Origin of the sequence: Rhizobium aethiopicum, assembly GCF_900094625.1 — a bacterium.
Classification (GTDB): domain Bacteria; phylum Pseudomonadota; class Alphaproteobacteria; order Rhizobiales; family Rhizobiaceae; genus Rhizobium; species Rhizobium aethiopicum.
The window spans coordinates 68,517-94,684 of the sequence record NZ_FMAJ01000005.1 but is presented as its reverse complement, the minus strand read 5'-3'; the positions used below and the strand labels follow the sequence as shown (position 1 = coordinate 94,684).

General features: G+C 57.4%; 25 protein-coding genes. 6 read left to right on the top strand and 19 right to left on the bottom strand.

From position 1 onward, the window contains the following. Positions 1-323 precede the first annotated feature (323 nt). A complete protein-coding gene (locus tag GA0061105_RS12550) occupies positions 324-1,196 on the bottom strand; it encodes a sugar phosphate isomerase/epimerase family protein (RefSeq protein WP_245304305.1) in 873 nt (290 codons plus the stop codon). Further along, positions 1,193-2,323, bottom strand: a complete 1,131-nt coding sequence (locus GA0061105_RS12545; RefSeq protein ID WP_245304303.1) for a Gfo/Idh/MocA family protein — start codon at positions 2,321-2,323, stop codon at positions 1,193-1,195. The genes GA0061105_RS12550 and GA0061105_RS12545 overlap by 4 nt, the downstream gene beginning before the upstream one ends. 24 nt (positions 2,324-2,347) lie before the next feature. Here GA0061105_RS12545 and GA0061105_RS12540 point away from each other — a divergent pair, with 24 nt between their 5' ends. After that, entirely contained in the window at positions 2,348-3,172 is an 825-nt protein-coding gene (locus GA0061105_RS12540) for a helix-turn-helix domain-containing protein (RefSeq protein WP_092750406.1), read from the top strand. A gap of 16 nt (positions 3,173-3,188) precedes the next feature. Here the strand turns inward: GA0061105_RS12540 and GA0061105_RS12535 are convergent, their stop codons facing one another. The 17 genes from GA0061105_RS12535 to GA0061105_RS12455 form a co-directional block, all read right to left on the bottom strand. Then, complete coding sequence (locus GA0061105_RS12535) at positions 3,189-4,013, bottom strand: hypothetical protein (protein WP_245304301.1); 825 nt, start codon at positions 4,011-4,013, stop codon at positions 3,189-3,191. A 234-nt stretch (positions 4,014-4,247) separates the two neighbouring features. Continuing rightward, the gene (locus GA0061105_RS12530; protein ID WP_092750405.1) at positions 4,248-5,186 is read right to left on the bottom strand and encodes a Gfo/Idh/MocA family protein; all 939 of its coding nucleotides are present in this window, start codon (positions 5,184-5,186) and stop codon (positions 4,248-4,250) included. Next, complete coding sequence (locus GA0061105_RS12525) at positions 5,183-5,983, bottom strand: IclR family transcriptional regulator (RefSeq protein WP_092750404.1); 801 nt, start codon at positions 5,981-5,983, stop codon at positions 5,183-5,185. Before GA0061105_RS12525 ends, GA0061105_RS12530 begins: the two co-directional genes overlap by 4 nt. Positions 5,984-5,996: 13 nt before the next feature. Next, positions 5,997-7,607, bottom strand: coding sequence for an ABC transporter ATP-binding protein (locus tag GA0061105_RS12520; RefSeq protein ID WP_245304300.1), 1,611 nt, complete (start codon positions 7,605-7,607; stop codon positions 5,997-5,999). Then, the gene (locus GA0061105_RS12515; RefSeq protein ID WP_092750403.1) at positions 7,600-8,436 is read right to left on the bottom strand and encodes an ABC transporter permease; all 837 of its coding nucleotides are present in this window, start codon (positions 8,434-8,436) and stop codon (positions 7,600-7,602) included. Before GA0061105_RS12515 ends, GA0061105_RS12520 begins: the two co-directional genes overlap by 8 nt. 17 nt (positions 8,437-8,453) lie before the next feature. Then, positions 8,454-9,425 carry an ABC transporter permease gene (locus GA0061105_RS12510; protein ID WP_092750402.1) on the bottom strand — a complete coding sequence of 324 codons (972 nt, stop codon included), beginning with the start codon at positions 9,423-9,425 and terminating at the stop codon, positions 8,454-8,456. A 69-nt stretch (positions 9,426-9,494) separates the two neighbouring features. After that, positions 9,495-11,075 carry an ABC transporter substrate-binding protein gene (locus GA0061105_RS12505; RefSeq protein WP_245304298.1) on the bottom strand — a complete coding sequence of 527 codons (1,581 nt, stop codon included), beginning with the start codon at positions 11,073-11,075 and terminating at the stop codon, positions 9,495-9,497. A gap of 85 nt (positions 11,076-11,160) precedes the next feature. Continuing rightward, the gene (locus GA0061105_RS12500; protein WP_092750401.1) at positions 11,161-12,042 is read right to left on the bottom strand and encodes a dihydrodipicolinate synthase family protein; all 882 of its coding nucleotides are present in this window, start codon (positions 12,040-12,042) and stop codon (positions 11,161-11,163) included. 579 nt (positions 12,043-12,621) lie between these two features. Then, on the bottom strand, positions 12,622-13,041 hold the full coding sequence (locus tag GA0061105_RS12495; protein ID WP_092750400.1) for a heme-binding protein: 420 nt from the start codon (positions 13,039-13,041) through the stop codon (positions 12,622-12,624). A gap of 13 nt (positions 13,042-13,054) precedes the next feature. Further along, positions 13,055-13,375, bottom strand: a complete 321-nt coding sequence (locus tag GA0061105_RS12490) for an NIPSNAP family protein (RefSeq protein ID WP_245304296.1) — start codon at positions 13,373-13,375, stop codon at positions 13,055-13,057. 14 nt (positions 13,376-13,389) lie between these two features. After that, positions 13,390-14,142, bottom strand: a complete 753-nt coding sequence (locus GA0061105_RS12485) for an SDR family oxidoreductase (RefSeq protein WP_092750882.1) — start codon at positions 14,140-14,142, stop codon at positions 13,390-13,392. Positions 14,143-14,152: 10 nt separating this feature from the next. Further along, positions 14,153-14,962, bottom strand: a complete 810-nt coding sequence (locus tag GA0061105_RS12480) for an aspartate dehydrogenase (RefSeq protein WP_092750399.1) — start codon at positions 14,960-14,962, stop codon at positions 14,153-14,155. A gap of 1 nt (position 14,963) precedes the next feature. Next, positions 14,964-15,752 (bottom strand): alpha/beta fold hydrolase, encoded by a 789-nt coding sequence (locus tag GA0061105_RS12475; RefSeq protein WP_092750398.1) that lies wholly within the window; start codon positions 15,750-15,752, stop codon positions 14,964-14,966. A 16-nt stretch (positions 15,753-15,768) separates the two neighbouring features. Further along, the gene (locus tag GA0061105_RS12470; protein ID WP_092750397.1) at positions 15,769-16,275 is read right to left on the bottom strand and encodes a cupin domain-containing protein; all 507 of its coding nucleotides are present in this window, start codon (positions 16,273-16,275) and stop codon (positions 15,769-15,771) included. Positions 16,276-16,286: 11 nt separating this feature from the next. Beyond that, the gene (locus GA0061105_RS12465; protein WP_092750880.1) at positions 16,287-17,945 is read right to left on the bottom strand and encodes a choline dehydrogenase; all 1,659 of its coding nucleotides are present in this window, start codon (positions 17,943-17,945) and stop codon (positions 16,287-16,289) included. Positions 17,946-18,041: 96 nt separating this feature from the next. After that, positions 18,042-19,076 carry a proline racemase family protein gene (locus GA0061105_RS12460; protein ID WP_092750396.1) on the bottom strand — a complete coding sequence of 345 codons (1,035 nt, stop codon included), beginning with the start codon at positions 19,074-19,076 and terminating at the stop codon, positions 18,042-18,044. A gap of 73 nt (positions 19,077-19,149) precedes the next feature. Beyond that, on the bottom strand, positions 19,150-20,196 hold the full coding sequence (locus GA0061105_RS12455) for a LacI family DNA-binding transcriptional regulator (protein WP_092750395.1): 1,047 nt from the start codon (positions 20,194-20,196) through the stop codon (positions 19,150-19,152). Between the two features lie 234 nt (positions 20,197-20,430). Here GA0061105_RS12455 and GA0061105_RS12450 point away from each other — a divergent pair, with 234 nt between their 5' ends. From GA0061105_RS12450 to GA0061105_RS12430, 5 genes are read left to right on the top strand one after another with little or no spacing between them, the layout of a single operon-like run. Continuing rightward, positions 20,431-21,693: an ABC transporter substrate-binding protein gene (locus GA0061105_RS12450; protein WP_167358545.1), complete on the top strand. Its 1,263-nt coding sequence runs from the start codon at positions 20,431-20,433 to the stop codon at positions 21,691-21,693. A gap of 58 nt (positions 21,694-21,751) precedes the next feature. Next, positions 21,752-22,699, top strand: a complete 948-nt coding sequence (locus GA0061105_RS12445; RefSeq protein ID WP_092750393.1) for a carbohydrate ABC transporter permease — start codon at positions 21,752-21,754, stop codon at positions 22,697-22,699. Between the two features lie 11 nt (positions 22,700-22,710). After that, positions 22,711-23,550: a carbohydrate ABC transporter permease gene (locus GA0061105_RS12440; RefSeq protein WP_092750392.1), complete on the top strand. Its 840-nt coding sequence runs from the start codon at positions 22,711-22,713 to the stop codon at positions 23,548-23,550. An 11-nt stretch (positions 23,551-23,561) separates the two neighbouring features. Then, positions 23,562-24,647 carry an ABC transporter ATP-binding protein gene (locus GA0061105_RS12435; protein WP_092750391.1) on the top strand — a complete coding sequence of 362 codons (1,086 nt, stop codon included), beginning with the start codon at positions 23,562-23,564 and terminating at the stop codon, positions 24,645-24,647. Between the two features lie 28 nt (positions 24,648-24,675). Beyond that, positions 24,676-26,163 (top strand): aldehyde dehydrogenase family protein, encoded by a 1,488-nt coding sequence (locus GA0061105_RS12430; RefSeq protein WP_208601642.1) that lies wholly within the window; start codon positions 24,676-24,678, stop codon positions 26,161-26,163. Positions 26,164-26,168 lie beyond the last annotated feature (5 nt).

Sequence of the window (26,168 nt, the reverse complement as noted above, 5' to 3'; positions counted from 1 at the left end):
AAACTATGGATAGATTCAAAGTTCGGGCGTCGAAAAGCCTCCGTCGCGTATGGTCCGCCTCGCAATAGTCTAGATCAGCGTTTGATCCACGGATGATGCTGGGATTGATCACGATTGGCAATCCCTCGGCTGCCGTTCGAGAAATAGCCGGGCCAACTCAGTACGATGCCGCGAGGCCGCATCGATGGCACATGGCGCCAATAGGATTCCAGCCACGGCTTGAAACCAGCCTTCATCACGAAGGAGAAGAGCAGGACCAACCGTGATGGCAAAACGACTCCGATTTAAAAGGTAAGGCAGCTTCAGCGTTCAATCTGAAGCGGCTAGCCAATAAGGGATTGCATCAGCGATTTGAGCTGTCCTGCAACTTCGAAGCTATTTTGCTGGTGATTTCGATTGCAGAAGAGCTCGCAACTCCACCAGCCTTCATATCCGGTTGACTTCACGGCGTCTGTCCATTCCTGCAGGTTTAGAACTCCCTCACCGGTCGGTACATCGCGCAACACCGGCTCGTCGGGTATGCCTCCTTTGAACTCCAGAGAGTCGCACACGTGCACACCGTAGATGAGATCCTTGTCGATCTTTGCAACTCTTTCCGGAGTATCGCCGGAGGTGTAGCAGTGCCAGTAATCGATCAGAAGCTTTAGGTTGCTTCTCCCTACCTTCTCGATGACCTTGAGCTGCTTGTCGATCGTATTCAGCGGCGTCCACGAAAGCGATTCCAGGTACAGGATAAGCCCATGAGATGCGGCATTGTCGGCGAGCTCCCGCAAATTCGCTGCAGTGAGGTCGATTTGTTCCTGTTCTGGTCGATCGAGCAGGCCACGATACAGTCCGTTGCGCGGAGCTTTTGATCTGACAGCCTCGAGACTGAGCGGCCCGGTTATAACCTCGACACCCTTTGCGCCGACTGTCGCTGCCAACTCAAAGAGGCGTGCCGCGTCGCTGAACAACTGGGGTCGCTCGCCGTCTTGACGCTCGATGTCAACCAGGAAGCCGATACCAGGAATCCACATGCCATCGACCATCTCCCGCAGCGATGTTTTAGAAACTCCGCCAGCCAGGCATTCGCTGATTTTCGCCCCCGATGCCTCCAGTCCATCGAATTTGAGCTGCTTCGCGATCTCCAGATCGATTGCCATCGTTGAGTGTTTTGCCACCAGCGAGTGAAGGATGATCTTTTGACGAATTGTCACGACGGTGCTCCTGTGCCGGTTGCCGACATATAGTGCAAATCAACGAGCTCGCCCGTTTTCACCGATGTTTGCAACGCCTCGATGGTGTGAAGGTTGGAGATGCTATCTTCTCCGGTCGAAAGCCATCTCGGCCTTCCATGCAGCCCTGTGATGAAATCATGCATCGCGGCGGCGTGCACATCGCGCTCGCGTATCGGTATCAGTTCGTTCTTGCCCGCGATCCGTCGTGTAAGCGTTCCAGCTCCGCGGCCGTTCAAGGTTCCATTCGCGATGAGCGAGCCTTTGTTGCCGGCCACCAGCACCATATCCTCGATGTCGGAGGTCGCGAAGCTTTCATGCGACTGAACGATACAGCCGTCGTTCATGCGCAATAGAAACGCGAGATGCAGTGGGAGCTCGTCCTTTACCTTTTTGAGACCGCTGATTTGGCGCGGTTCGGCATCGGTAAGATATCTCACAAGGTCGATGCTTTCGATGGCTGCGTCAAAGAAGATGTCTCCGGCAGCGCTCTCGCCCTGACCGCGCCGCTGCGGAGGTGGTTGGTGGGGGCCGCCCCGAACGACGATTATCGATTGCAGTTGGCCAATATCGCCGTCGCGGATTAGCCTCTTCATCGTCTGGTGCACGTTTGATGCGCGGGCGACGTGATGGACTGCTAGGGTGACCTTCATGTCATGGCAGAGTTTCACTAATTGCGCCGCCTGCTCTCGGTCATCGCAAAGGGGGCCATCGCAGAGGATATGCTTTCCCGCTCGAGCTGCTGCAGCCACATGATAGGGGCGTCGATCTCGGGTCGCGCTAACATAGACAAACCGGACCTGGGGGGCAGCCCACACTGATGTTAGATCATTGGTAGCGTTCGAGATATCCAGATCGCTTGCAAAAGCCTCCGCATATTGAAGGTTGCGGCTGAATACCCACAGAGGCAAATGCCCGATCGACCGGATCGCGGATACCATGTGCTCGGTAGCAATGGTTTCCGTGCCCATGATCGCCCAACCGATTTCGGCGTTCGGTGCCAATGATCGAGTCCCTTCATATTTCCGATAAATGTAAGGCGAACGGTCGTCGGAGCAATTTCGCATTGCCTTAAAGGTTTTCGCGATATAGCGTAGTTGTAGCGTCAATATGCGTCATCTGATGGGCGGGCAATGAACCATCTTATTAGCGATACGGCTTCTTTCGCAGCCAATCTTCGAACCCTTTGTAATCAACAGGGTTCGGTGGCAGCCGTGTGCAGGAAAATAAAAGTAAACCGACAGCAGTTTAACAAATATCTTTCAGGTGCTCATGTGCCATCGGCGGCAAACATGAGGATCATTGCAAACTACTTTGGGCTGAGCGTCCCCATTCTTTTCTCCGATCCCGAGGAGTTCAGAACGCTGGTCGACGGCAATTTCTTTCATGCTATGTCAGCGGCGCGGCAGTTGCCCGAGTTTTCGCGATTTGTGTCGAACATGCTGGTGGAAAACTCGGTGCCCGATAGCGACCTGATCGGCGTTTATGATCGATACCAATTCTCGTCGATCTATAAAGGCTTTGTGCTGAAGTCCGCATTCTGCATCTATCGAGCCAACCAGTTTTTGCAGCACTATTACGTCGAACGTTTCCCCAGTTTCGATGACCCGAAGAAGATGGAGTATGTTTTCAAATATTATGGCTTTTGCTTTCCTATCGCAGACCGCCTGTTCACAGCGGATTTTGAAGGAATCCAGTCAAACGAATTGACATTCGGCGTCTATGCTCAAGTGAAGCGAAACTCCAAGAAGTTCATGTTCGGGATTTCAAGCGGCATCGCCGCAACCGTCTTCCGCCAGCCTTACTCAACCAAAGTCGCCCTTCACTATCGAGGGCCTGGGCTGCTGGGGAGAGAGCAAATTAAGGGAATTACGGTCATGGACAAGAACGACCCCGCGATCCCTCGCGAAGCACTCCAGTATCTAGGAGATGGCTCCGACATGATCCAAATGTCTTGAGCCTCATCGTTGATTGTCAGGGATGCAGTTCCACTGCCAACCAGACGGAGTCCGTGTCTGCGTAATATCTGTGCCAGGGATAGGTCCACTGATTGTGTCCTGTCACCCTGCAAAACGGGTCGTGCGAATAGCCGATCGGCATGACGACATCCTCATAAAGTGTTGACTGATCACGCTCAGTGAATTTCTGCATCCGCCCCAGGCCGTGAATTTGCGTGTGTACCTCGAGAAACGGATGCTCATTGTGAATGAAGCAGTCCGTATCGCCAGGGGACCACCACAGGTTCAACTTCAGCGTGAAAGTTTGCTGGGCGGTAGACACGGCGGCTTCGTTGGTGAAAACGCGGGGGTCCACGCTCACCTGGCCGATTTCGTCTTGAGCGGAAATGAAGAGGGGTGTGTCACGGGGGAAGCTACGGATACGATTTCCAAGCCAATCCCACCCGCGGAACTGCGCGCCGCCAAGGTTCGTGGCTTTGACGACCTTGATCAATGCTGCGCGTTCCGCCGATTTGATTCTCCCGCCTTTCAGCCAGGTCGATTTCCAAGGGGGAACAATCGCGGGGTGCTCTGCACCCGTTACCATCGGCGAGGGGCCGAGGTTGACCACGACCGCGTCGCTCACCTCATAGTCGACAACGTCCTCCACCAGCTTAGCGGATATGAATTCATCTGCGAATGCGAGATTTCTTGTTGCGTTCTTCACGGTGGTCGGATCCCAAAAGTTCCAAGGCTCAAGCATATCAAGCCACGGATAGGCACTCGAAAACAGTGCGCGGGCGCCTCTTTTCTGAAGTGACACGCCGCTTTGTTTGCGCCACATTGCGTCAGAAATCGGCATGGGGACGAGCTTGCTCAGTCGGCGGCAAACCGATCGGATGGCGGAGCCGCGCTGTCGCCGGCCGGTCAATGCGGGCCTAGTGGGCGTCGAGCTTCTGTGGGAATTGTCCGTCTACTATAATGCGCTCGTCGGACGATCAGCTTCCCTTCAAGATCGAGCTCACCCGGCTACGCAGACAGTGGTGGAGTTTCGTGGGCGTGCAACGTGCCACCCATTGACGCGCGTCAGAATAAGCTAGCCGGCATGGTGACCTTGATCCCCACCGCCGAGCGTCAGGGTTGAAGCGCGATGCGCATTGCGTAACTGTTCATCGCATTCCGCCAAGAGCCGCAGAAGCTGCAAACCATAAGAAGCGTCGCAATATGGTTCTTCCTGGTTTCCGCTGACCAGTTGACGAATTGCTTCACGATAGGCCTCCGCTGCACCACCGTTGATCATGTCGATCTGCGGAAGCTCAATCTTGCCTTCACTTCCGACGAAAGCGGTGTCACTTGCGAGGTCAGCGTCGAGCGCGGTTAATGCGAGTTCCGCATATGATGTAGCGCCGCCTTCGTGGCGAGCGAACAGCAAAACATGGCCCTTGGCATCGAACTTAGCGCAAACGTCTGAGATACCACCGAGGACGGACTGCAAGACAGAAAGTGCGTGTGGGCCCAAGTCCCAAAGGGCAGCATGCGGATCATGGCGCCACTGCGAGTTGTTGTACGGCGATAGAACTCTCATTGAATTCGCGACGATCCTCACTTTTCCATGCATCAAACCCCGTGCTTGAGCAGCCGATGCAAGCTGCGATCGGAGCCTCGGGTGAAACAGGCGCGTCAGGAAAACGACAGAGCGTACACCGCTATTGCCTATTGCATCGTTCAACGCAATGCCGTCGTCCAGATTGAGCGCTATCGGCTTTTCGAGGAGCACATGTTTTCCCCGTTCTGCGGCCCTTTTTGCTAACGTGGCTTGAGCGCCGGGCGCGACGGCGAAGCTGACGGCATCAACTTCGTCCAATAACTCATCAAAATTGTCGAATGCCCCGACGGTGTGGGTGTCGGCCAGCGCTGCTGCTTTGGCCCGATCTCTCGCCCAAACTCCAACGAAGGTCACATCAGGATCACCGGCGAGCCCGGGGGCGTGAATTTCCGATGCCCAGTGCGCGGCACCGACAAGTCCGATTTTCATGCCGGCATCCTCTGCTGTAGCGATTCCTGATAGCCTAAAGCGCGGGAAACCTCCTTTGCAGCCGCCGAGATAACATCACCGATCGCTGCAATGTCCTCCGAAACGATGCGACTAACGGGGCCGCTCATGCTGATTGCTGCGATAGGGCGCCCTGTCGCATTGAATACAGGCGCGCCGATACAACGTCCCCCAAGCGACGATTCTTCGTCATCGACTGCAAAGCCAAGTGCACGGATGGTTTGGAACTGAGCCTGTAGCAGGGATCTGGTCGACAGCGTATTCTTGGTGAAGACCTCCAGCGCCGGCGTGGGCAGCAAAACGTTGAGCGCCTTCTCGTCCAGCCAAGCCAAAATCGACTTCCCAAGCGAACTTGCGTGCCACGGATTTGGCAATCCGACGGTTGCTCCCTGTTTGAGTGCCTGGGTGGCCTCGATACAATCAATTACAACAAGTTCGTTATGAACCCACAGCGCGAGACTGACGGTCTCGTTGTAGCGGCGGTGAAGCGCTTCAAGGTGGGAACGCGCCAGATTGCGTACGTCACGATGTTGGAGGGCTTTCTGCCCCAGAAGGTAAAGCCCAATGCCGAGCACGTATCGCCCATTTTCGTCCCGTTCGACGTATCCGTGGCCGACCAGGCTCGTTAGATAGCGCGACGTTGTCGGCTGCCCCAACCCTACCTCACGCGCAATTTGCGACAAAGAACTGGGTCCGTTGGCAGCGCCGAGAACCGCGAGAATTGCCGCCGCCCGGTCGACAGCGTCAAATCGTGTCGGCTTTCCGTTTTCCGCTTCCATCCGCCCGCCCTTACTAACTTTGAAACCGAACCACGCGAGATGCGAGGTGTTGCGCCTGAACCCTCGGAGCTGCCTCCAAGAGCAATCGCGTATATTCGTCCTGGGGTGAACGCAAAACCTGGGTCGTACTCCCGCATTCGGTCACCAGACCATTCTTCATTATGACAATAGATTCAGCGATCTCGGAGACCAATGGCAGGTTGTGCGTTATGAACAACATTGATAATCCGTCACGCTTCAGCTCCATAAGGAGATCGACAACGGCTGCCTGTACGGAAACATCGAGGGCCGAGGTGATCTCGTCGCAGATCAGCAGGTGGGGGTTCATTGCAAGAGCCCGGGCAATCGCAACACGTTGTCTCTCCCCACCTGATAGGTCCGGCGGATACAAGGTCAAAACCCGTCGTGGCAAACGCACTCTGTCGAGCAGCTGTGTCACCTTAGACTCCATTGAGCCTTCGTCCGCGCCCGCGAGTCTTGCTGCGCGACCCACCGCATTATAGATGGATTCACGCGGATTAAGAGAACGATCAGGGTTCTGAAAGACGATTTGAAGCGCGGCCAGTTGCGCCCGCGAACGGTTACGGTAGCCGAAGCTCAGCGCCGCATTCTGAAAAGTCATTCGGCCATGCCCGTTTGCATGAAGACCGGCAATGCACCGCCCGGTCGTTGTCTTGCCGCTGCCACTCCCGCCGACAAGAGCCAGGCATTCTCCACGATCGATTGAAAATGAAATCCCGTGGACGACCCTGACATCACCATAGGAGACGCTCAGGTCTTCAATCTTAAGCACAGCGGGGAGTACCCTGTTGGAAGCGCCATCGTCCTCGGCGACGTTACACCGATCGGGTAAGTGCGGAATTGTGCTGAGCAGGGTGCGCGTATAGTCAGTTGCGGGCTCCCTGAAGACTTGCTCTTTCGTACCCCTTTCGATGATCTTTCCGCCAAGCATCACGGCGACGCTGTCGGCGATATTATGCACGACTGCAAGGTCGTGCGTCACATATACGAAGCTCGCCTTCGATGTCTGGACCAGTTCGCGTATCAAGTTCAAAATGGTTTGTTGGGTCGAGACGTCGAGCCCCGTGGTGGGCTCGTCCATGACGATCACGCGAGGGCGAGTAATGAACGCCATCCCGATCGCGATCCTTTGCAGCTGGCCGCCGCTGAGTTCAAACGGGTAACGGCGCAGGAAGCCACCATCTGTGGGTAAGCCGACATTCTCGAGCATGTCCCGCCTCAAGGCTAGGGTCTGCGCCGCTGAGTAGCCGTGAACGCTCAGCAGTTCTGCGATCTGATCGCCGATTCTCATGCGCGGGCTGAAACTCGTCGTCGGATTCTGTGGGACGAGCGAAACCTTGCTTCCCCTGTATGATTGCAGCTTTTGCTCCGAGACACTCAGGATATCTTCATTATCGATAATCACTTCGCCGGCGCTGATCAGCATACCGGGCCGCGCAAAACCCAGCAGGCCAAGAGCCAATGAGGTCTTTCCGGACCCTGATTCCCCGATTATAGCGAGCACTTCGCCTTCGCTTACGGTTATCGAGGCGTCGTCCACGATGATGCGGCCCTCGGTGTCGCGCATCGACAAGTTCTTAACGATCAATGGAGAATCAAGCATTTTGCTGCCTTTTCGAATGGCCGATGGAACGCGCAAAGTTGTCGGTCAGGACGTTCACGGCGACCGAGAAGATCGCTATCGCGGCGGCCGGCGCTACGGCAAGCCAGGGGGAGATCGTGATGCCCAGGCGATTCTCGCTGATCATCATTCCCCAGTCGGCGGCAGGTGGCGGCAGTCCCAGGCCAAGGTAACTGAGCGAGGCATAAAGAATGATCGATCCGCAAAGCCGGACGCCATAGTCAGCAAATATCGGAGGAAGGATATTCGGCAGGATATCTTTGAGACACACTGCCAGCCAGCTTTCGCCTCTGACGAATGCTGCCTCGACATATTCGTTTCGAGATATGTCGATCGTAATCAGCCGAACGATTCTCAGGACGCGGGGTACGTGGATAAACACAATGCCAAAAATCACGGTCGTCAGGCTGGGCCCGGTTGCTGCGAGGAGCACGAGCAGAAAGATGGCGGGCGGCAAGGCATAGACGATGTCCGACAGCGCTACGAGAGCGTGGTCAAAAGAGCCGCGCCTCAGACCCGATAATATTCCAATCGGCACTGCGATCATAAACGCCAGCGTCGTTGCAAGCACGGCGATCATCAAGATGGTTTGACCGCCGTTGAGAAACCGGCTGAAAGCGTCTCTCCCTAGAAAATCCGTCCCCAGGATGTGATCGCGCGATAGCTGTGAAAAAGGAGGGCCAACGATCTCATCGTACGCGTAAGGAGCCAGCCAGGGCCCAATGGTGGCGACGCCGACAACCGCTACTATGAGGAGCAAAGATGTCCATGAGGCGCGATTTGAAAACATAAGGCGCAAAGTTCGAAGCATTGATCTTCCTCACGAAATCAAAGCACGGCGTGCTGTGCCCACAAACGCGGATTGAGAAACATGATCAGGACCTCAGAGATGAGATTGATCAAAACATATGTTGCCGTGATCAACAGGGTCACGGCCAAGACCGTCGGCATGTCCCGGTTGATGACAGCGTCTGCGAACGCACTGCCGATGCCGGGCAGTTGAAATACCGCCTCCGTCACGACGACTCCACCCGCAAGCCAAGCCGCGTTCAGCGCAATGGTCTGGATTGATGGGGTCACGACGTTGGGGAAGACATGGCGCATGAGCACGCGGCCTGGGCCAAGGCCACGGAGACGAGCCATATACACATACTCTGCCGACAGCACCTCGATCGCCACGGCCCGCACCATACGGACGACTTGGGCCAGTGTGGTGCACAGGAGAGTGACAACCGGCAGAAAAAAGAGGGTCGACTGTGACAGCAGCGTTCTGTTCCCCTGGATGAGCGATACCGGCGGGAGCAGGTGTAGGCCAACTGCGAAGACAACGATCAGCACAGTGCCGACAACAAATTCCGGCAGCGCCACGAGGACGATCGTCGGAACGGTGATGATGTGGTCGGGAAATCGGTCCTTCCATATCGCTGCTGCGATTCCCAGTAAAAACGAGAGAGGAATCAACAGCAGAAGCGAAGAGGCTGTCAGGATCACCGTATTTATCGCCTTCGGTCGGATCATCTCCCAGACTGGACGACCTGACGGAATCGACTTTCCAAAATCCCCGGATACGACGCCTGACGCCCACGAAACGTACTGAGTAAAAGCCGGTCGGTCCAAGCCGAACTCAGCGCGCAGCGCCTCTACGGCGGCAGGATCCGCTTTTGCGCCGAGCGCGGCCCTTGCTGGATCTCCTGGAAGGTAGAGCGTCGCAGTGAAGACCACCGCCGAGACAGCTACCAGTGTCAGTATCGAAAGCGCTAGTCTTCCGATGAGCAACCTGGCGAAGCGTGCAATAATCATCCGTGTTCCCTCTTTTTCTGCTCCGCCTCATCACCAGGCGGAGCATCGGTAGGCAGGGCAAAAGCTGAACTAGGCTTGGAGGGAAATCCCTTCGAAGCGGTAGTAGCCAAGATTACGTTGGCTGGAGGGAAGAAGCCCCTTTACGCGGACGTTCGCGGCGTCCAGGAGGTCTCTAAAGCCCCAGATGATATAGCCGCCGTCTTCCCAGATGATCTTTTGTGCTTCGAAGAGATACTCCTTCCGTTGAGCTGGGTCGAACGTGGTGCGAGCCATGGAAACCCACTTGTCAAACGTGTCGTTGGTCCAGTCTGGTTCGTTCCAATAGGCACCTCGGGCATATGCCTGTCCAAACACTGACTCGATCGTATGTTGTCCCCAGTCGGAGCTGGCCATTGCGGTCTTCTTAAATTTCGGTCCTGAGTAATAGCTGTCCGGCGGGACAACACTCAGGTCGATTTTCACGCCAGCCTGTTTTGCCTGGTTCGCAATAAGGGTCGCGGACGCCAGCATTCCTGGCGCCGCGTCCGAGGTGTAGAGCTCAAACGCCAGATCATTGTCGTATCCTGCTTTCTTCAGGAGCGCCCGGGCCTGATCCGGATCGTGCTGTCGCTGCGGCAGCGCCGAAGCGTAGTCGGGATCCGTTATGCAATGAAGATCGTTGCCAACCCTGCCGTAGCCGGCCAAAGCATTGGTCACCAGTTGCTCGCGATCGACAAGGAGCCGCATCGCCTGACGTACTCGAACATCGGTGAACGGCTTCTGCGCGACCATCATGAATTGGTCTGTGGTGGCGGCACTCTTTGAGCGCAGCAAAGCCATCGCTGGATTTGCTGCGACGATGCGGGCAAGGTTGCCATCGAGTTGTGCGACAACATCGACCTGGTCGGCAATCAGCGCGTTCATTCGTGCCGTCGGGTCATTGATGGCAATGAACTCGACACCATCGAGATACGGCATTCCCGCTTTCCGGAAGGCGTCATTGCGCTTCAGGGTCACCCGTTGACCTTGGCTCCACTCGACAAAGCTAAAGGGCCCGGTCCCGATCGGCTGGTTGAAGTCCTTCGTGCCTTCCTTCACCAGAAACATCACTTTGCTGCCGAGAACTTGGGGCAGAAGCGCGTAGGGCTTGGCGAGAGAGACCTCAACCGTGCTATCGTCAAGCGCCCGAACGTCAGACGGCTTCATCAAGGTTGAAAGGTTGGTATAGCCGTCCGCTTTGTTTTCCGGCGTCAGCATGTACTGCAGCGAGTAGACCACGTCTTTCGCAGAGAATGGCGTCCCATCATGCCAGACAATGCCGCTGCGAATTCGGATTTTCCAGACCTTGCCTTCCTTGTTGTGACTGAAATCCTCCGCCAGGCTGTTGTAGATGTTTCCGTTGCCATCGAAATCGGTCAGCCGGTCGAAGATCGATTGGGCAACGGCAAAATCCATGTCTCCCGTCGAGATAAACGGGTTCAGCGATGACTTGGCCCCTGCTGCGCCCAGACCCACTCGCAGAATACCACCGCGGGATGGCTCATCTGCGAGCGCTCGATCGACAATGGCTGGGCTAAGTGCCACGCAGGATCCGATCGCCAGACCCGCTTTAAGGAAATTGCGACGCGGCAACGTCGCCGATGCAAAGATGTTGATGCTCTTCTCTTTCATAACAGCTGCTCCCTTTTTGTGTTTGTATCGGCAAGCGGATGAGGTGCCGAAAGTCGGTGGTCCGACACCTCGTAAGGTCTTCGAGCTATGCGATAAGGCCTGCGTGGCGCAGCGCAGCGCGGATGTTTTCTTGATCTTCTCTGGCTAGATCGCCGCTGGGCTTCCGCGGTTCGCCCACCCGGCGACCAAGGAGATTAATCGCGAACTTCACGCGCGCGGGAAAGTTGGCCGGCTTGATCATCTCTCGCGCAAGAGGCGCGATTTTTTCGGTCAGTTCTCTGCCCCGTCTGTAATCGCCTTCGACGTGAGCACGGTAGATTTCCCCGTACTCTTTCGGGATGACAGTATTTACGCCGGAGATCGAGGCGTCTGCGCCCAACAGGAAACTTGCAATGTTCACACTATCCGCGCCGGCAGCAATCGCCACGCGGTCGCCAACCGTCTGAACGAGCTCCGCGACCGGTTCAAGTGCGACCTCCTTCACGCAAATCACCCCGGGAAGTTTGGCGATGCGCTGCATGACCGAAGGAGGGCTGAAAAAGTGATTGTAGAAAATGATCGGCATCTGCGTCGCATCGTGGATATCCCGTACAAATGCCTCGAGACCCTCCTGCGACGGCGTCGTATAAATCGGCGGGCCGACCATGAGCGCGCTCGCCCCTGCCTCTTTTGCCTTCTGGCCGCGCAGGATCGCATCCTTCGTTGTTGTCGTGATCACGCCGGCGATAATGCGAATGGAGCTGTTCTGCACCGCCTCAGAGACGAGCTGCTCCAGCTCATCAGCGGTAATCTCATCCCCCGACCCTGTACTGCCGCCAACGACAGCAAGTGTGACGCCGACGGATTCCATGAAGCGCAACTCGTTTCGGAAAAGCTCGAAATCCAAGCTTCCGTCCGCCGCAAACGTCGAAACGAGTGGCGGAATGACGCCGCTTATCTCTTCCTTGCGTAGCGTGTGTCTCGACATGATTATTTCCTTTTTCACTCAGTGAAAGTAACGTTCGTACAATGAAATTCTTCAGCAGTTGACACCCTCTGTCAACTTTCATTGAGAGCAGATGCGTCACATCGCGTCACTTATCGATTCAATGCGAAGGCTTCTCCGGGAAAGTCATTCGGGCATACGAGGGGCCGAGAGTGGGGCCTGTGGCTTCGACGACCTGTGCGCCTTGTCAGAAGGATCGTTTGTCGCTCGACAAATGGAGTTCACCGCCTTGCAGCCATGAACCTTCGTCGCCTGAACAGCGGCTCGTCTGGTACGGTGCTAGCGCGCTCCGTTCAGGACCACATCTTCATCGCTCTCGAAACCTGCGCCGTCTGCGAAGGGTCAGCGAACGCTCTTTCCGGCGACTGAGATTAGGAGGAGCAATCCAGCAATTGTGAAAAAGGCGGTGGAAAGATTGCTTGCGTGGGCAATGAAACCGACGAGGGCAGGACGCGGCCATGCCGAAATCGAGAACGAAGAAGACGACCCTCGTGGCGATCTGCTCGGGCCGGCCGCGTATGGTCCTTTCGCTCTCGCTTCGGCTGGCGCTGCGGTGATCCATCAGACCGCGTCGGCCCCGATCGCCGCGAGCGCCGCGCGCGCGACCTGGAAATCCTGGTCGCCTGTGCCGGAGCCGACTCCGATCGCTCCGGCTAGCCGGCCGCTGAAACGGACGGGCAGGCCGCCCGGCAGCGGTGTGACGCCGCCTTGGGATGCGATGCCTGCTGCGGTCCCGAATTCGTATGGCATCGAACCTGTCGCGTTGTTGATCGACGCAGCCGTGCGCGCCTTGGCGCGTGCCGTGTGCATGCTGAGGTATTTCGCTCCGTCCATGCGCAGGCTCGCAATCGTCTCGCCGCTTGCATCGACGATGAAGATACATTGCGGAACACCTATTGACATCGCTTCCGCAACGCCAGCAGCAATCGCCGATAGAGCACCATCATGGGTTATTGAGATCGTTTCCTTGAAAGCGGGCATGTCTGATCACTGCCTATCGAAGTGCCGAAAACGTCGTTGGGATGAGGATGCGGATAGTCTGCACGTCGATCAGCCCTTTGATGCTGGCGAGATATCCGGGCCAGCGCTGGTCGGTCAGCATCCTGGAACGCTTTTCCGCGCGCTCGATCATGTCTGCGTAACGCCACATCGAAACGACATGGTTCAGTTCGCCGACGTCGGAGACAAAGAAGCCGTGCGGTTCGCCGAGATGCTCACGTTGAACTGGCAGACCCAGCGCTTGGTATTTTTCGAGAAAGTCGGCGACATAGCCGGCCTTGATCCGATAGTCTCTCTCTTCCAAGATCATGGTCATGGCTCGCGGCCTCCTCACCAGGCGGCCGCGCCTCCGTCGACTGTAAGCATCGATCCCGTCGCGAATCCGGACTCATCGCAGGCGAGGTACAGGATCGCATTGGCGATATCGCGAGGCTCGCCGTAGCGGCCCATTGGGGCACGCGCCTTGAGCCCGCTGACGAATGCGTCCGGATCCGGAACCTGCGTCAGCATCTTGTTGTAGTAGTTCGACCAGATGACGCCAGGCGCGACGGAATTGACGCGAATGTTGTCGACCGAGTGATCAAGAGCCATCGCACGGGTCAGAGCCGCAACCCCTCCCTTGGCGGCCACATAGGCCGCCCGATCCTTGATTGCGAACTGGACAATATTGGACGCTGTGTTGACGATTGCTCCGCCGCCGCGGGCGCGCAGTGCCGGAATGGCATATTTCGAGCATAGATAAACGCCCTTGAGGTTGACGGCGATGATGTCGTCCCAGTCGTTCTCTTCCATCGTCTCGACAGTGCCGAGGCTGCCGCGGCCGGCATTGTTGACGATGATATCGAGGCCGCCGAACCTTTTCACGGCGAGGTCGATCATCGCCTTGACCTGTGCGCTGTCGCGCACGTCGACGCTGCAGGCGATGGCATCTTCGCCGAGACGGCGGACCACTTCGTTGACCGCGTCAGCGTTGAAATCCGCCACGACCACCTTTGCCCCTTCCTGGATGAACAGTTCAGCGGTCGCCGCGCCGATACCGGCACCTGCGCCAGTGACGATTGCTACTTTATTGATGAGACGCATCTTCATTTCCTCAAAGTTCGATGTTCTGGAAGTGGCGAGTGATGCACTGCTCGATGCTAAGTGCAGCAAGCCACGACGTCTTGGGATTATCGGGAAGCGGACGGTTCTCCAGCAGGATGGAGAAGCGTCCGAATGCACCGCCAGCTTCCACCTGATGCGTGTTGCTTGTCGAAGTCGGATCGGCAATGAGCGTCACCTTGGTCCTCTCAAAGCCAATACCGGCAAGCGCGACGGCAGCCGTGACGTTCGCGTTCTTGGGGTAAAGGGTCGAGGCGTCGAGGGCAGTGCCCTCGAAGATAACCGTCCTTTCCCGCAGATCGGACAGCAGGAATTCGTCGTCGGCAGGTGTACCTTTCCACGCAGCCGGCGGCTTGCTGCCGGTATAAATGACCGTATCCAGACCGGCGCTCTTTGCCGAGCGAAGAACATCAAGACCACCGATGGCACCAGAGGCGACCGTGAGACGGCTCTTGCCCGACTGGGCCGCCTTTTCGAGGTCCGCCAGGAGCGCTCCATCAGACAAGCTGCCGACCGAGACGACAACAACGTCGATACCTGCCCGCAGCAGCTCCGGCACGGCATGACGGACCGCCTCGTGACTCGCGCATTCGACGACAAGGGACGGTGCCCATTCGATGAGCTCCTCGACGGTGCCGCAGAGGTGGATACTGTCCGGCAACTCCGCGCTCGCATGAAACTCCCGCGGAAGCAGCGTTGCCCTGATCGCCAGTCTGCTCTGCGTTTTGGTCAGGGAAGCCTGCAGGCTGCGTGCCATCGCCCCGAAGCCGATAATTGCAATTTTCTGTGGGTCTTTAGGCATATCAGTACTCCAGAAATTGGCGGACGATCTTTACGAACCTGTCAGGGTGCACCTTCGGAAAGAAATGAGCGCCATCGAGCACTGTCAGCTTCGCCGCTGGGATCATCGCGGCAAGCCGCTGCGAGTGATAAAAGGGAATGAGAGCGTCGTCCGTTGCGCCAATGACGAGCGTCGGCGCCCCAATCCTAGCCAGTTCGTCGGATCGATAATCGGAAAACAGCATGTCGATCCGGGCACTGGCCACCGCCAGAGGCGACAAGGCAGACTGGGAAGCTTCGATAACGGCGTCGAGCTCGATCCGATGGCGGTCGAGGTAGTCGGCAGGGTAACCCATTGCGTGCGTCAGGCGCTGATACACTTTTGGCCCCGCCTCCAGAAGCACGCCCAGCCTGGCTTCGAACATCGTGCGAAAACGCGCATCGGGTTTTTCCCAGCTGCCGCTGATGACAAGCCGATTGACCCGCTCGGGATGGTCGAGTGACAGATACTGCGCGATCATTCCGCCGGTCGAATGGCCTATGATGCCGGCGCTTGCCGCGCCGATATCGTGCAGGATCTGGCACGCATCCTCGGCAATACGCGCGATCGAGTACTTTCCGTCTGGCCGATCGCTGCGGCCCGTACCGCGGTGGTCGAAGGAGACAACCTGATAGTTCTCGGCAAGGCGGCGAGCGATCGCCGACCAGAAGCTAGCTTGGCCGCCGAGCCCCGGTATGAGAAGCAATACTTCGCCGTTGCCGGAGACGTCGTAGGTCACCCGGCATCCATCCGACGCCACTATCGTAGGCATTTCGATCCCCTAGGCGTTATTCCGGCTTGGCTGCGACGAACGCAGTGCGCCGCTCGATTTCCAACACGTCTTCCGGTCGGGGGAAGGGTGTCGGATCGGGCTGACCCGGCTCCCTCGGACGGCCGATCTCCTCAAAGAAGTCCTCCAGTCCGTTGGGCTGGATGAACCAGAGCCAATGCAGGTCTTGGTCCGCACTGGTGTTGATGAATTTGTGTTTGCGATTGCGGCCGACGAAAATCGTCGTGCCGGGCAGGGCGTCATACTCCACGCCTTCGACGACGGCCTTGCCCTTGCCGGAGATGAAATGCAGGACCTCATCATGGACCGGATGGGCATGTTCGCGGACATAGCCCTGCGGCGGCAAGGTCTGCGTGCCCAAGCTGAATGGGGTCTCGACCTTGACGAAGCCGGGCGCAACGCGCACCGAAATATGACCGTTGGCAGGCATTGGCTGCCAGAAATTCCTGCCTTCTTCTGGACGCAGGATCAAGACATCGCCTTTGCGTTCAGTGTTTGCAGTCATGTGGAACTCCTTCACTCTGCCGCTGGCAGGTAGTAGTCGGCCAATTCGCTCGGAAGCCTTTTGCCGAGAATGTCGTCCGAAAGCTTTTCGGCCATCATGATGACCGGGGCGTTCAAGTTGCCGCTGACGATGGCAGGCATAATCGAGGCATCGATGACGCGCAGGTTGTCGATGCCATGGACCCTGGCACGGGCGTCGACGACCGACATGCTATCGGTTCCCATGCGGCAGCTGCAGCAGGGATGATAGTTTGTCCCGGCCTCCTTGCGCAGAAACGCCAGGATGTCCTCGTCGGATTGCGCGGCCTTACCGGGCGTTACCTCCTCGCCGCGGATGTCGCTCCAGGCCGGCTGCGACACGATGTGGCGGATGGCGCGGACGGCCTCGATTGCCTCCTTGCGGTCATCCTCGTGCTCAAGGAAATTGAACACGAACTTGGGCGCAACATCGGGATCGGCGCTTGCAAGCCAGACTCGACCTTCACTTTTCGGACGCATCAGACTGAAGAAATATTGGAAGCCGTTTTCCAGTGCGACGCTGCCGTGCTGCATCTCGCCGATGAGCGGAACGAATTCCAACTGGACGTTCGGGACAGGATGCTTGTTGTTGGTCCGCAGGAAGCCACCGACTTCGAAGAAGTTCGTTGCCCCGAGGCCCTTCTTGGCAACCAGCCACTGAAGACCAAGCTTTAATTTGCCGAAACGTGTCAGTTTTCCGACAATCGAGACGGGCTTCGTCGCGCGATATTGCACGGGAGCGGCGACATGGTCTTTCAGACCTTTGCCGACACCCGGAAGATCCTGGACAACCGGGATGGAGAGCTTGCGAAGCTCCTCGGCAGCACCGATGCCCGACAGCATCAGCAGTTGTGGCGAATTAAGCGCGCCGGCCGCCAGGAGCACTTCCTTGTCGACGCCGATCGAGAAATGCTTGCCATCGATGCGCGCGCGCACCCGAACGGCACGCTTGTCTTCAAACTCGATCTTCAGCACTTTGGCCTTGATGACGACGTCGAGATTGGCGCGCTGCGGCTGAGCATGGATATAGGCTTGGGAGGAGCTCCAGCGTATGCCATGCCCGATATTGCGCTGGGTGATATGCACACCTTCCTGACGGTAGGCGTTGTGATCTTCGATAAGGGGATGGCCAGCTTGTACGCCAGCCTTGATAAAGGCGCGGTAGAGCGGGCTGTCGGCCTTACAGGTCTCGATCTTCATCGGACCCTTGCCGCCGCGGTAGGCGCTGCTGCCCTTGTCTGACGTTTCGGCACGGCGGAAATAGGGGAGAACGTCTTTGTAGCTCCAACCTTCAAGACCCATGGCCGCCCAGCTGTCGTAGTCCCACGGACTGCCGCGCACCCAATTCATCCCATTGATCGATGAAGACCCGCCGAGCACTCGCCCGCGCGCCTCAAGGATGGTTCGGTTGTTGAGGTGAGGCTCGGGTTCCGAGGTGTAGAACCAGTTGAAGCGGTCGTTTGCAAGTGGCAGCGGAAGTGCTGCAGGCATGCGGATGTGTATGTGCTGGTCGGAAGGTCCCGCTTCCAGGAGAAGCACACGGTTCTTGCCGTCTTCGGAGAGGCGGCCGGCGAGCACGCTGCCTGCCGAACCGGAGCCGATGATCACGTAATCATAGGATGAGCGTGACGGCACGGTCGAAATCTTTCCCATTTTTGTCACCGTAGTTGTGTTCGCGGAGCTTGTCGGTTGACGGATGCTGTAACGGGCCTCTGTCAGCACCAGTGAGAAGACCATCTGCGCCGGCCCCTATCTCGAGGTCTTCCAAGTATCGCCGAGCTTGTAGCCGGTCGGGAACGGATCGGTTGGATCGAGGACATACTGATGAAAAGCGGAAATCCAGGCGGTGCCGGTGATGGCGGGTCGGATCGCCGGCCGGCCGGCGACCGTGGTTGTTTCGATGACCTCACCGATGAATTCGGTGCCAATGATTGACTCGTGTACGAATCGCTCGCCGACACCGATCTGACCCTTGGCATGTAGCACGGCAAGGCGCGCACTGGTGCCGGTGCCGCAGGGTGAGCGATCGTGGCGACCGGGCGACACGATGACAGTGTTTTTCGATCGCTTGACGCCATTTTCCGTGCGCATAGGACCGGCAAATAGGGTCTGGTTGATCGTGTGAATTTCCGGATTTTCCGGGTGGATGGCGGGGATCTGCTCTGCAGCGGCCAACTTGATCTTTTCACCGACGTCGACGAGTTCGGCCGCCTCGTCCTGAGTAATATCGTAGCCCAGTGCGTTTGCATCGACGAGCACGTAGATCATGCCGCCATAGGCAACGTCTGCGGTGATGGTGCCGAGCCCTGGCACTTCCACCTTGCGATCGAGAGCCATGACGAAAGAGGGCACATTGGCGAAGGTAATGCCGGTTACCTTGCCGTCCTTGCAGTCCGCCCTGACTTTCACGAGACCCGCAGGGGCCTCTAGCGTCAGCTGGGTGACCGGCTCGACCATCGGGATCATGCCGGTTTCAAGCAGCACCGTTGCGGTGCAGATCGTGTTGGTGCCAGACATCGGCACGTAATATTCCGCTTCCATGATGATGAAACCGGCATCGGCTTCCGGATGGGTTGCAGGCAGCACCAGATTGACGCACTGGGTGACCTTGCCGCGCGGCTCATGAAGCAGGAATTGCCGCAACTCGTCACCATGTTTTTCCAGATATTGCATCTTCTGGAAAATGGTGTCGCCGGGCACCGGCAGCACGCCTCCGGTGATGACTTCGTTAAGCTCGCCGGCCGCATGGGCGCCGACGACAGTCACCATTCTGCTGAAACGCATGTATAACCCCTTTTCCGCAACTTGACCCGCGGCTCTCTTACCAGAAAAGGAGTAAACGTTTTCTCGAAAAGCGTCAAGCGGCTCTGTTTGAACCGCTCGGAGCCCGCGCGATTGAGTCGCGCAGAATGAGGCTTGTTTCGAACTGCATCGAGGTGAGCTTCTGACCCTCCTCGAGATTCGCGATCATTGCGCGCGCCGCGTAACGGCCCATATCGCCTGAGGGAACCGCAAGCGTCGTCAGTGGCTGGTAAAGCAGCGAGGCGAAGGCGACATCCTCGAAGCCCGAGACTGAGATGTCATTAGGGACGCCGATTCCGAGCTTTCGGCATTCGGCAAGGACGCCACAGGCGAGCAGGTCTGTAGCGCATATAACAGCCGTAACCTTTGGGTTTTCTTCAAGAATTCTCCGGAACGCCTGCCCGGCGTCATTGATGGTGTAGCCAGGCTGCACCATCTGCATCGTTGTCTTCAGTCCATTGGCCTGCATCGTGTCCTCGTAGGCCCTGCGCCGCGATTGCTGACGGTCGTTGCCCTTGGTCGGCCCCGAAATATGAGCAATCTCCCGATGCCCGAGCTGCAACATCAGCTGCGCGATTTTTTGGGTCGATGCATAGTTGTCGATTCCGACAGAAGGAAGGGGATTGCCCTCAAGATACGAATAGATCTGCAGGATTGGAACGTGATTATTCTTAATAAACGCAAGTAATTTTTCATCATCTATTCGACCGAAGACAAGTACTCCCTCGGCACCTCGATTTAATAACCGAAAGACCGCATCAAATATTTGACTATTGTCATAGCCTGATGTTTGCAGGAAGCCGACGTAATCATGGGCGAACAGTGTCTCCTGAACGCCGTGGGCAATTTCCGAGAAGATCGGATCGTCAAGCCGCGGCAGAAGCGTTCCGATCGTGCGTGTTCGAGCGATTTTCAGGGCTTTTCCTGCAGAATTTGTGGTGTAGCCGAGCTCAGAGGCTGCTGCCATTACCCGATCGTGCATTTCTCGATTCACCCTTTCGGGCTTGTTCAGCACCCGCGACACCGTTGCAATCGATACGTCTGCGGCCCTGGCGACGTCATGGATCGTCGCGCGTCGCAAATTTTCTGGCATTTTCTTCATAATAGCTCATGGCTCCTTGCATCTGAGCACGTTGGGCCGGCCCAGGTTTGGCTTATTTATATTTGCGCAATTTCAATGCGTCCACAAAAACCGCATTGACAAAGCGGAAGCCCGGTGTTTTTGTGAAAACGTTTACTCGGCACGGAAGAAAACTCGCCGAGAGCGTCCTTCAAAATAAGGGGAACTGATATGACACAAGGGCCTTTTTCCAGTGAATTGTCTCGGCGTGCCTTGATGCGGACGCTGGCCGCGGGGGCTGCGGCATACGCACTGCTCCCGGCACGTCGCAGCTTTGCCGCCGCCGCAGCTGTCAATGTCCTGAACAGCAACGTCGCATGGTCGAACGCTCTGACGGGCAGCGTTGCAAACGCCTATGCCGGCGCCAAGATCACGGGCGAATCCAACGCCTACGAAGCCCATTACGAGAAGCTACTGATCGAGCTCAGCCAGGGCTCCACTACCTTTGATATTTTCACCACGGACAATCTTTGGATCCGCCAGCCGCTGCGCAACGGCTGGGCAAGCGCATTCGAGGACATTCGGGCCGAGGATGCGTCGCTGCCGGAAATTGCCGTCGGCAAGCTCTCACCCGCTTCCACCCAATACACCGAATACGAAGGCAAACGATGGGGCCTGCCGGTGGCAATGACGACACCGGTCTTCGTCTATCGCAAGGACCTGTTCGAAAAGGCCGGCATCACCAAGGTTCCGGAAACCTGGGACGAATACCGTGACGCAGCCCAGAAGCTGCATTCCAGCGAGGTTGCCGGCAACGTTCTGATGCTCGGTGGCCAGGATGCACATATGAGCGGCGACTGGGGCAGCCGCCTTATGGGCATGACCAAGATCGAGCCGCATGATGATGGAGTCCTTGATGAAAACAACAAGGTCGTCTTCAACTCGGAAGGCCAGGGCGCCAAGGCGATCGAACGGCTGCGCGAAGTCTTGCCGTTCACGCCGAAAGGTGTCGAAGGCTTCGACTATGCCGAGGGATCCTCTACCATGCAGCAGGGCAAGGCTGCGATGATGGTCACTTGGTCAGACGTTATCGTTGGCATCGAGGACGGCCCGCACAAGGGCAAGTTCGGTTATACGGTCGCTCCGACGGAAAAGTTTCAGCAGTCAATGATCGGCGGCTGGTCGATCCTCATCAACGCCGCGTCTGAAAATAAGGCTGAAGCCTACAAGTTCCTGAAGTGGATGAGCGAGGGTGAAGCCTACAAGCTCTTCCGCGAGGGCGGCGAGTCCTCCCTATGCTTGCAGTCCGATATCGACAGCAACGAGGTTCTGGCCAAAGTGCCGATGCTCCAGGCGTTCCGCGATTTCAACAAACGTGGAACCTCGCCCGTCAGCATTCCTCCGTACCGGCTCACCAATGCCGTGGAAGTCCAGCGCGTGCTTTACGAGAACATTCTCGCGGGTGTGAATGGGCGCAAGACGCCACAGGAAGCCATGGATGATGCCGAAAAGGCGTTGGCCTCCGTCATCCGATCCTAACTGCCAACTTTTCGGTCACGGCATCGTCGTGCCGTGACCCTCCAAAAGGAAATCTGTTATGGCCAAGGCTGGCTCCATCGGGATTGCACCGGCGGCGATCGGTGCAACAAAAGCAGTTCGCGCAGGCGAGAAGAACGTGCAGTGGCTGCTGCTCGCGCCGACCCTTATCATCATGAATGTGGTCGGGCTCTACCCGCTGCTGCATTCGCTCTACATCTCGCTGACGAACTACAATCCAACGTTCGGCACGACCTATTCCGTCATCGGCGTCGGCAACTATGTCCGCGCCTTCAGCGATGGTCAGTTTTGGCATTCGGTCACCCTGACGCTCCTGTTCACGGCTGTCAGCGTCAGCATCTCGCTGACGCTGGCCGTCCTGCTGTCGCTTCTTTTCAACCAGAACAGGCCCGGCTTCTTATTTCTGCGGACTTTTTTGCTCATTCCGATGCTGATTACGCCGATCGCCGTCGGTATTGTCTGGCGCACGATGATGATGCCCGATCTCGGTATCCTCAATTACCTCTTGTCCTTCATCGGCATCGCGCCGCTTGCATGGGCCGGCTCGCCGAGCGGGGCGCTGGCATCAGTCATCCTCGTCGACGTCTGGCAGTGGACGCCGTTCATGTTCATCATCATTTTCGCAGGCCTTCGTTCGCTGCCCCGAAGCCCTTTCGAGGCTGCCCAGATCGATGGCGCCGGCCATCTGAGCACCTTTATCCATGTGACCTTGCCGATGCTGAAGCCGGTGATCGTCATCGCTACGCTGCTGCGCATCGTCGATGCTTTCCGCACCTATGACACTGTTTATATCATCACGCGTGGCGGCCCGGATTTCGCGACCGACCTCCTCAGCGTTTACCTGCAGCGCGTCAATTTCCGCATCTTCGATCTCGGCTACGGTTCAGCACTGTCGTGGATCGCGCTGCTGATCATCCTTCTGATTGTCATCGTCTTCGTCAATGTGACCGGCTTCCTCAAGCTGGTTGCCGACAAAGAAAACCGTTGAGGAGCGCGACGATGTCAAATGCAAGTTTCGTCAAGCAGGGTCTGAGCGGTATCACCGCCTATGTACTCGCGATCGCCGGTGCACTGTTCTTCGCGTTTCCGATCTACTGGATGGCTTCGTCTTCGTTCAAATCCGAAGTGGACATCTCCGCCTTCCCGCCGATCTGGTCCTTTGGTCCGACCCTCGACAATTACCGGCAGCTCTTTACCGAGCTTAACGCCTGGGATGCGCTGATCAACAGCGCGCTGATCGTCGGCATGTCGACGGGAATAGCGATGGCCGCAGGCACCATGGCGGCCTACGCACTCGCCAGGTTCGAGATCAAGGGCAAGGAAGTTCTCGCCTTCGAGATCCTGTCGATCCGTATGCTTCCGCCGATCGTCTCCGTCATCCCGATGTTCATCATTGCCCGGCAGCTGGGCATTTTCGACACGCCGTGGCTGCTGACGGCTGCCTATGCGCTTTCGGGCCTGCCCTTCGTCGTCTGGGTCATGCGCGTGTTTATCCAGGACATTCCGCAGTCTATCGAGGAAGCCGCGATGATTGACGGCTGCAGCCGTTTCGAGACCTTCTGGAGGGTGACGCTACCATTGCTGCTGCCGGGTCTTGCGGCAACTATGGTCATCGTCTTCATGTTCGCCTGGAACGAGTTCCTTCTGGCCAGCATGCTGACCTCTCAGGAAGCCAAGACCCTGCCTGTCATTGCAGCCAACGCGATCAAGCCGAAGGCGATCGCCTGGGGTCTTGCTTCGGCTGCCGGGGTGGTGATGTCGCTACCGGTCGTCGTTCTCGTCCTTCTGATGCAACGTTACCTCGTGCGCGGTCTGACGCTCGGCGCGGTTAAAGGTTAAGGAGCCCAATCATGGCTATTCATATCGATACCGTCACCAAGCAATTCGGTCCGCTGCGGGTCGTCAACGGCGTGTCCGTCGACATCAAAGACGGCGAATTCTTCTGCATGCTCGGCCCGTCGGGCTGCGGCAAGACGACGACGCTGCGTATGGTCGCGGGCCTTGAACTGCCGACGTCAGGACGCATCAGCATCAACGGCGCGGACATGACCTATGCCGAGCCGCGCCACCGCGATATCGCGATGGCATTCCAGGACTACGGTCTCTACCCGAACATGACGGTGTTCAAGAATATCGAATTTCCGCTGAAGATCCGCAAGCTCGACGAGACGAGCCGCCGCCGCAAGGTAGAGGAAACCGCGGAGAAGCTTGGACTGCACGAATATCTTCAGCGCAAGCCATCGCAATTGTCGGGTGGCCAACGTCAGCGTGTCTCGCTCGCCCGTGCTCTGGTGCGCAACCCGAAGGTCTTCCTGATGGACGAGCCCCTTTCGAACCTAGACGCCAAGCTGCGCGCCGTCATGCGGACGGAAATCAAGAAGCTCGTGACCAATCTTGGCATCACAACGATCTATGTTACCCATGACCAGATCGAAGCAATGGCGATGGCCGACCGGATCGCCGTCATGAGCAAGGGAAACATGGTACAAGTTGCCTCTCCGCTCGAAGTCTATGACCGTCCGAAGACCCGCTTCGTTGCCGAATTCATTGGCTCGCCGCCGATGAACCTCTTTCCGGCGCAGCTCAAATCCGGCTCGGCGGTGACCTGCGTCATCCCCGGCTTTGCCCACTCCCTGTCGGAGCAGGAACGGTCCTTCGCGTCCAATGTCGTTGATTCCAAGGGTGGCCTTCTGCTCGGGATCCGCCCGGAACATCTCGCGGTCACGACCGCCGGCAAGGCAGGTTCGACCGATGCACTCGTGGAGCTTGTGGAGCCGCTCGGTCAGACGACCAACATCTATGTGAGCGTTGGTGACGTCAAATTCGTGATTGTCACCGATCGCACTGAGGTCCGGGCCGGCGACACGATCGGTGTCGTTGCCCCTTCCGAACTGCTGCGTGTCGTTGCCAATGATGACGTAGTAGTCCGCCAGTAATCGAAATTCGGAACTAAAGGGAAAGACGATGATGAACGTCCGCGAGTATGGGAACTGGATCAACGGTGCCTGGCTGAAGGCCTCAGCCATGGTCGAGAGGACCTCTCCCGCTAATGGCGTGCTTCTCGCCCGCTTCGCAGACAGTGGCGAGGAAGAAGTCGACCTTGCCGTAAAGGCCGCCAGAAGAGCCTTCGACGATCGCTCGATCTGGTCTGCCCTGCCGGGCGGCGAACGCGCCAAGGCCATCGGTCGCTGGATCGAGCTGCTTGTTCGCGATATCGACAAACTCGCGAAGATGGAAGCCGAAGAAGTCGGCAAGCCGATCCGTTTCGGCAAGGGCGAAACGGAATGGTCGATCGAGCTTGCCCGCTATGCAGCCGCGCTTGCCTGGCAGATCCCGAGCGATCTCGTCAACAATGCCGGCGATGCCAATCTCGGAATGGTGGTACGTGAGCCGCGAGGCGTCATCGGTATGATCACCCCTTGGAACTTCCCGCTTGTGACGTTGTTCCAGAAGTTGCCGTTCGCGCTCGCGGCGGGATGCACGGTGGTGATCAAGCCGTCCGAGCTGACCTCCAGCACCACGCTTGAGATCGCTGCCCTTGCCAAGGAAGCGGGGATTCCGGACGGCGTCATCAATGTCGTGACCGGCTCGGGCAAGGCCGTTGGTGAGGCGCTGACTGGTCATCACGGCGTTGACATGATCTCATTCACTGGATCAACGGCGGTCGGCAAGCACATTGCCGCCCGCGCAGCCGAACAAATGAAACGTGTTGGTCTCGAACTTGGCGGAAAGGCAGCCAACGTCGTCTTCGCCGACGCCGACATCGATGCTGCCCTGGACGGCGTGCTCCTGGGCTACATCCTCAACCAGGGTGAGGAATGCGTTCAGGGGACCCGCCTATTGATCGAGGAGTCGATCGCCAACGAATTCGTCGCAAAGCTCGTCGAACGGTCGAAGAAGATCCGTATCGGTCTGCCGGAAGACCCCGAAGCGGACCTCGGCGCCTTGATCCATGAACAGCACATGGAGAAAGTTCTATCCTATATCCAGTCCGGTCTAAAGGAAGGTGCCAAGCTAGAAATCGGAGGCAAGCGCCTCACCGACAGCGAGTTCGGAAAGGGCTTCTACGTTGGTCCGACGATCTTTTCGAACGTCACGCCGAACATGACAATCTTCCGCGAGGAAATCTTCGGACCGGTTCTTGCCGTCACCACGTTCAGGACGGTTGCCGAGGCGATCGAGCTTGCTAACGACACCAATTATGGTCTCGGCAATGGCCTCTGGACCAAGGACATAGACAAAGCAATTCAGGTTTCACGCGAACTCAAGAGCGGCACGGTCTCGGTCAACACTTTCCTGGAGACCGTCGTGCAGATGCCGTTCGGCGGCTATAAGGAGAGCGGCATTGGGCGCGAGAACGGCATGGACGGTCTTCTTGAGTTCACCGAGGTGAAATCGATCTTTATCAAGCTCGGCAAGAGGCCACACACCCTGCCGCACACGGTGAACTAATCGCC

Bases quoted from the DNA above. Each gene is read 5' to 3' on its own strand.
- GA0061105_RS12530 (WP_092750405.1), bottom strand. From the start codon at position 5,186: ATGAAAATCGGACTTGTCGGTGCCGCGCACTGGGCATCGGAAATTCAC.
- GA0061105_RS12465 (WP_092750880.1), bottom strand. From the start codon at position 17,945: ATGGGAAAGATTTCGACCGTGCCGTCACGCTCATCCTATGATTACGTG.
- GA0061105_RS12450 (WP_167358545.1), top strand. From the start codon at position 20,431: ATGCGGACGCTGGCCGCGGGGGCTGCGGCATACGCACTGCTCCCGGCA.
- GA0061105_RS12500 (WP_092750401.1), bottom strand. From the start codon at position 12,042: ATGTCGAGACACACGCTACGCAAGGAAGAGATAAGCGGCGTCATTCCG.
- GA0061105_RS12440 (WP_092750392.1), top strand. From the start codon at position 22,711: ATGTCAAATGCAAGTTTCGTCAAGCAGGGTCTGAGCGGTATCACCGCC.
- GA0061105_RS12515 (WP_092750403.1), bottom strand. From the start codon at position 8,436: ATGCTTCGAACTTTGCGCCTTATGTTTTCAAATCGCGCCTCATGGACA.
- GA0061105_RS12455 (WP_092750395.1), bottom strand. From the start codon at position 20,196: ATGAAGAAAATGCCAGAAAATTTGCGACGCGCGACGATCCATGACGTC.
- GA0061105_RS12445 (WP_092750393.1), top strand. From the start codon at position 21,752: ATGGCCAAGGCTGGCTCCATCGGGATTGCACCGGCGGCGATCGGTGCA.
- GA0061105_RS12510 (WP_092750402.1), bottom strand. From the start codon at position 9,425: ATGATTATTGCACGCTTCGCCAGGTTGCTCATCGGAAGACTAGCGCTT.
- GA0061105_RS12475 (WP_092750398.1), bottom strand. From the start codon at position 15,752: ATGCCTACGATAGTGGCGTCGGATGGATGCCGGGTGACCTACGACGTC.
- GA0061105_RS12490 (WP_245304296.1), bottom strand. From the start codon at position 13,375: ATGACCATGATCTTGGAAGAGAGAGACTATCGGATCAAGGCCGGCTAT.
- GA0061105_RS12495 (WP_092750400.1), bottom strand. From the start codon at position 13,041: ATGCCCGCTTTCAAGGAAACGATCTCAATAACCCATGATGGTGCTCTA.
- GA0061105_RS12485 (WP_092750882.1), bottom strand. From the start codon at position 14,142: ATGCGTCTCATCAATAAAGTAGCAATCGTCACTGGCGCAGGTGCCGGT.
- GA0061105_RS12435 (WP_092750391.1), top strand. From the start codon at position 23,562: ATGGCTATTCATATCGATACCGTCACCAAGCAATTCGGTCCGCTGCGG.
- GA0061105_RS12480 (WP_092750399.1), bottom strand. From the start codon at position 14,962: ATGCCTAAAGACCCACAGAAAATTGCAATTATCGGCTTCGGGGCGATG.
- GA0061105_RS12470 (WP_092750397.1), bottom strand. From the start codon at position 16,275: ATGACTGCAAACACTGAACGCAAAGGCGATGTCTTGATCCTGCGTCCA.
- GA0061105_RS12540 (WP_092750406.1), top strand. From the start codon at position 2,348: ATGAACCATCTTATTAGCGATACGGCTTCTTTCGCAGCCAATCTTCGA.
- GA0061105_RS12520 (WP_245304300.1), bottom strand. From the start codon at position 7,607: ATGCTTGATTCTCCATTGATCGTTAAGAACTTGTCGATGCGCGACACC.
- GA0061105_RS12525 (WP_092750404.1), bottom strand. From the start codon at position 5,983: ATGGAAGCGGAAAACGGAAAGCCGACACGATTTGACGCTGTCGACCGG.
- GA0061105_RS12535 (WP_245304301.1), bottom strand. From the start codon at position 4,013: ATGCCGATTTCTGACGCAATGTGGCGCAAACAAAGCGGCGTGTCACTT.
- GA0061105_RS12430 (WP_208601642.1), top strand. From the start codon at position 24,676: ATGATGAACGTCCGCGAGTATGGGAACTGGATCAACGGTGCCTGGCTG.
- GA0061105_RS12505 (WP_245304298.1), bottom strand. From the start codon at position 11,075: ATGAAAGAGAAGAGCATCAACATCTTTGCATCGGCGACGTTGCCGCGT.
- GA0061105_RS12460 (WP_092750396.1), bottom strand. From the start codon at position 19,076: ATGCGTTTCAGCAGAATGGTGACTGTCGTCGGCGCCCATGCGGCCGGC.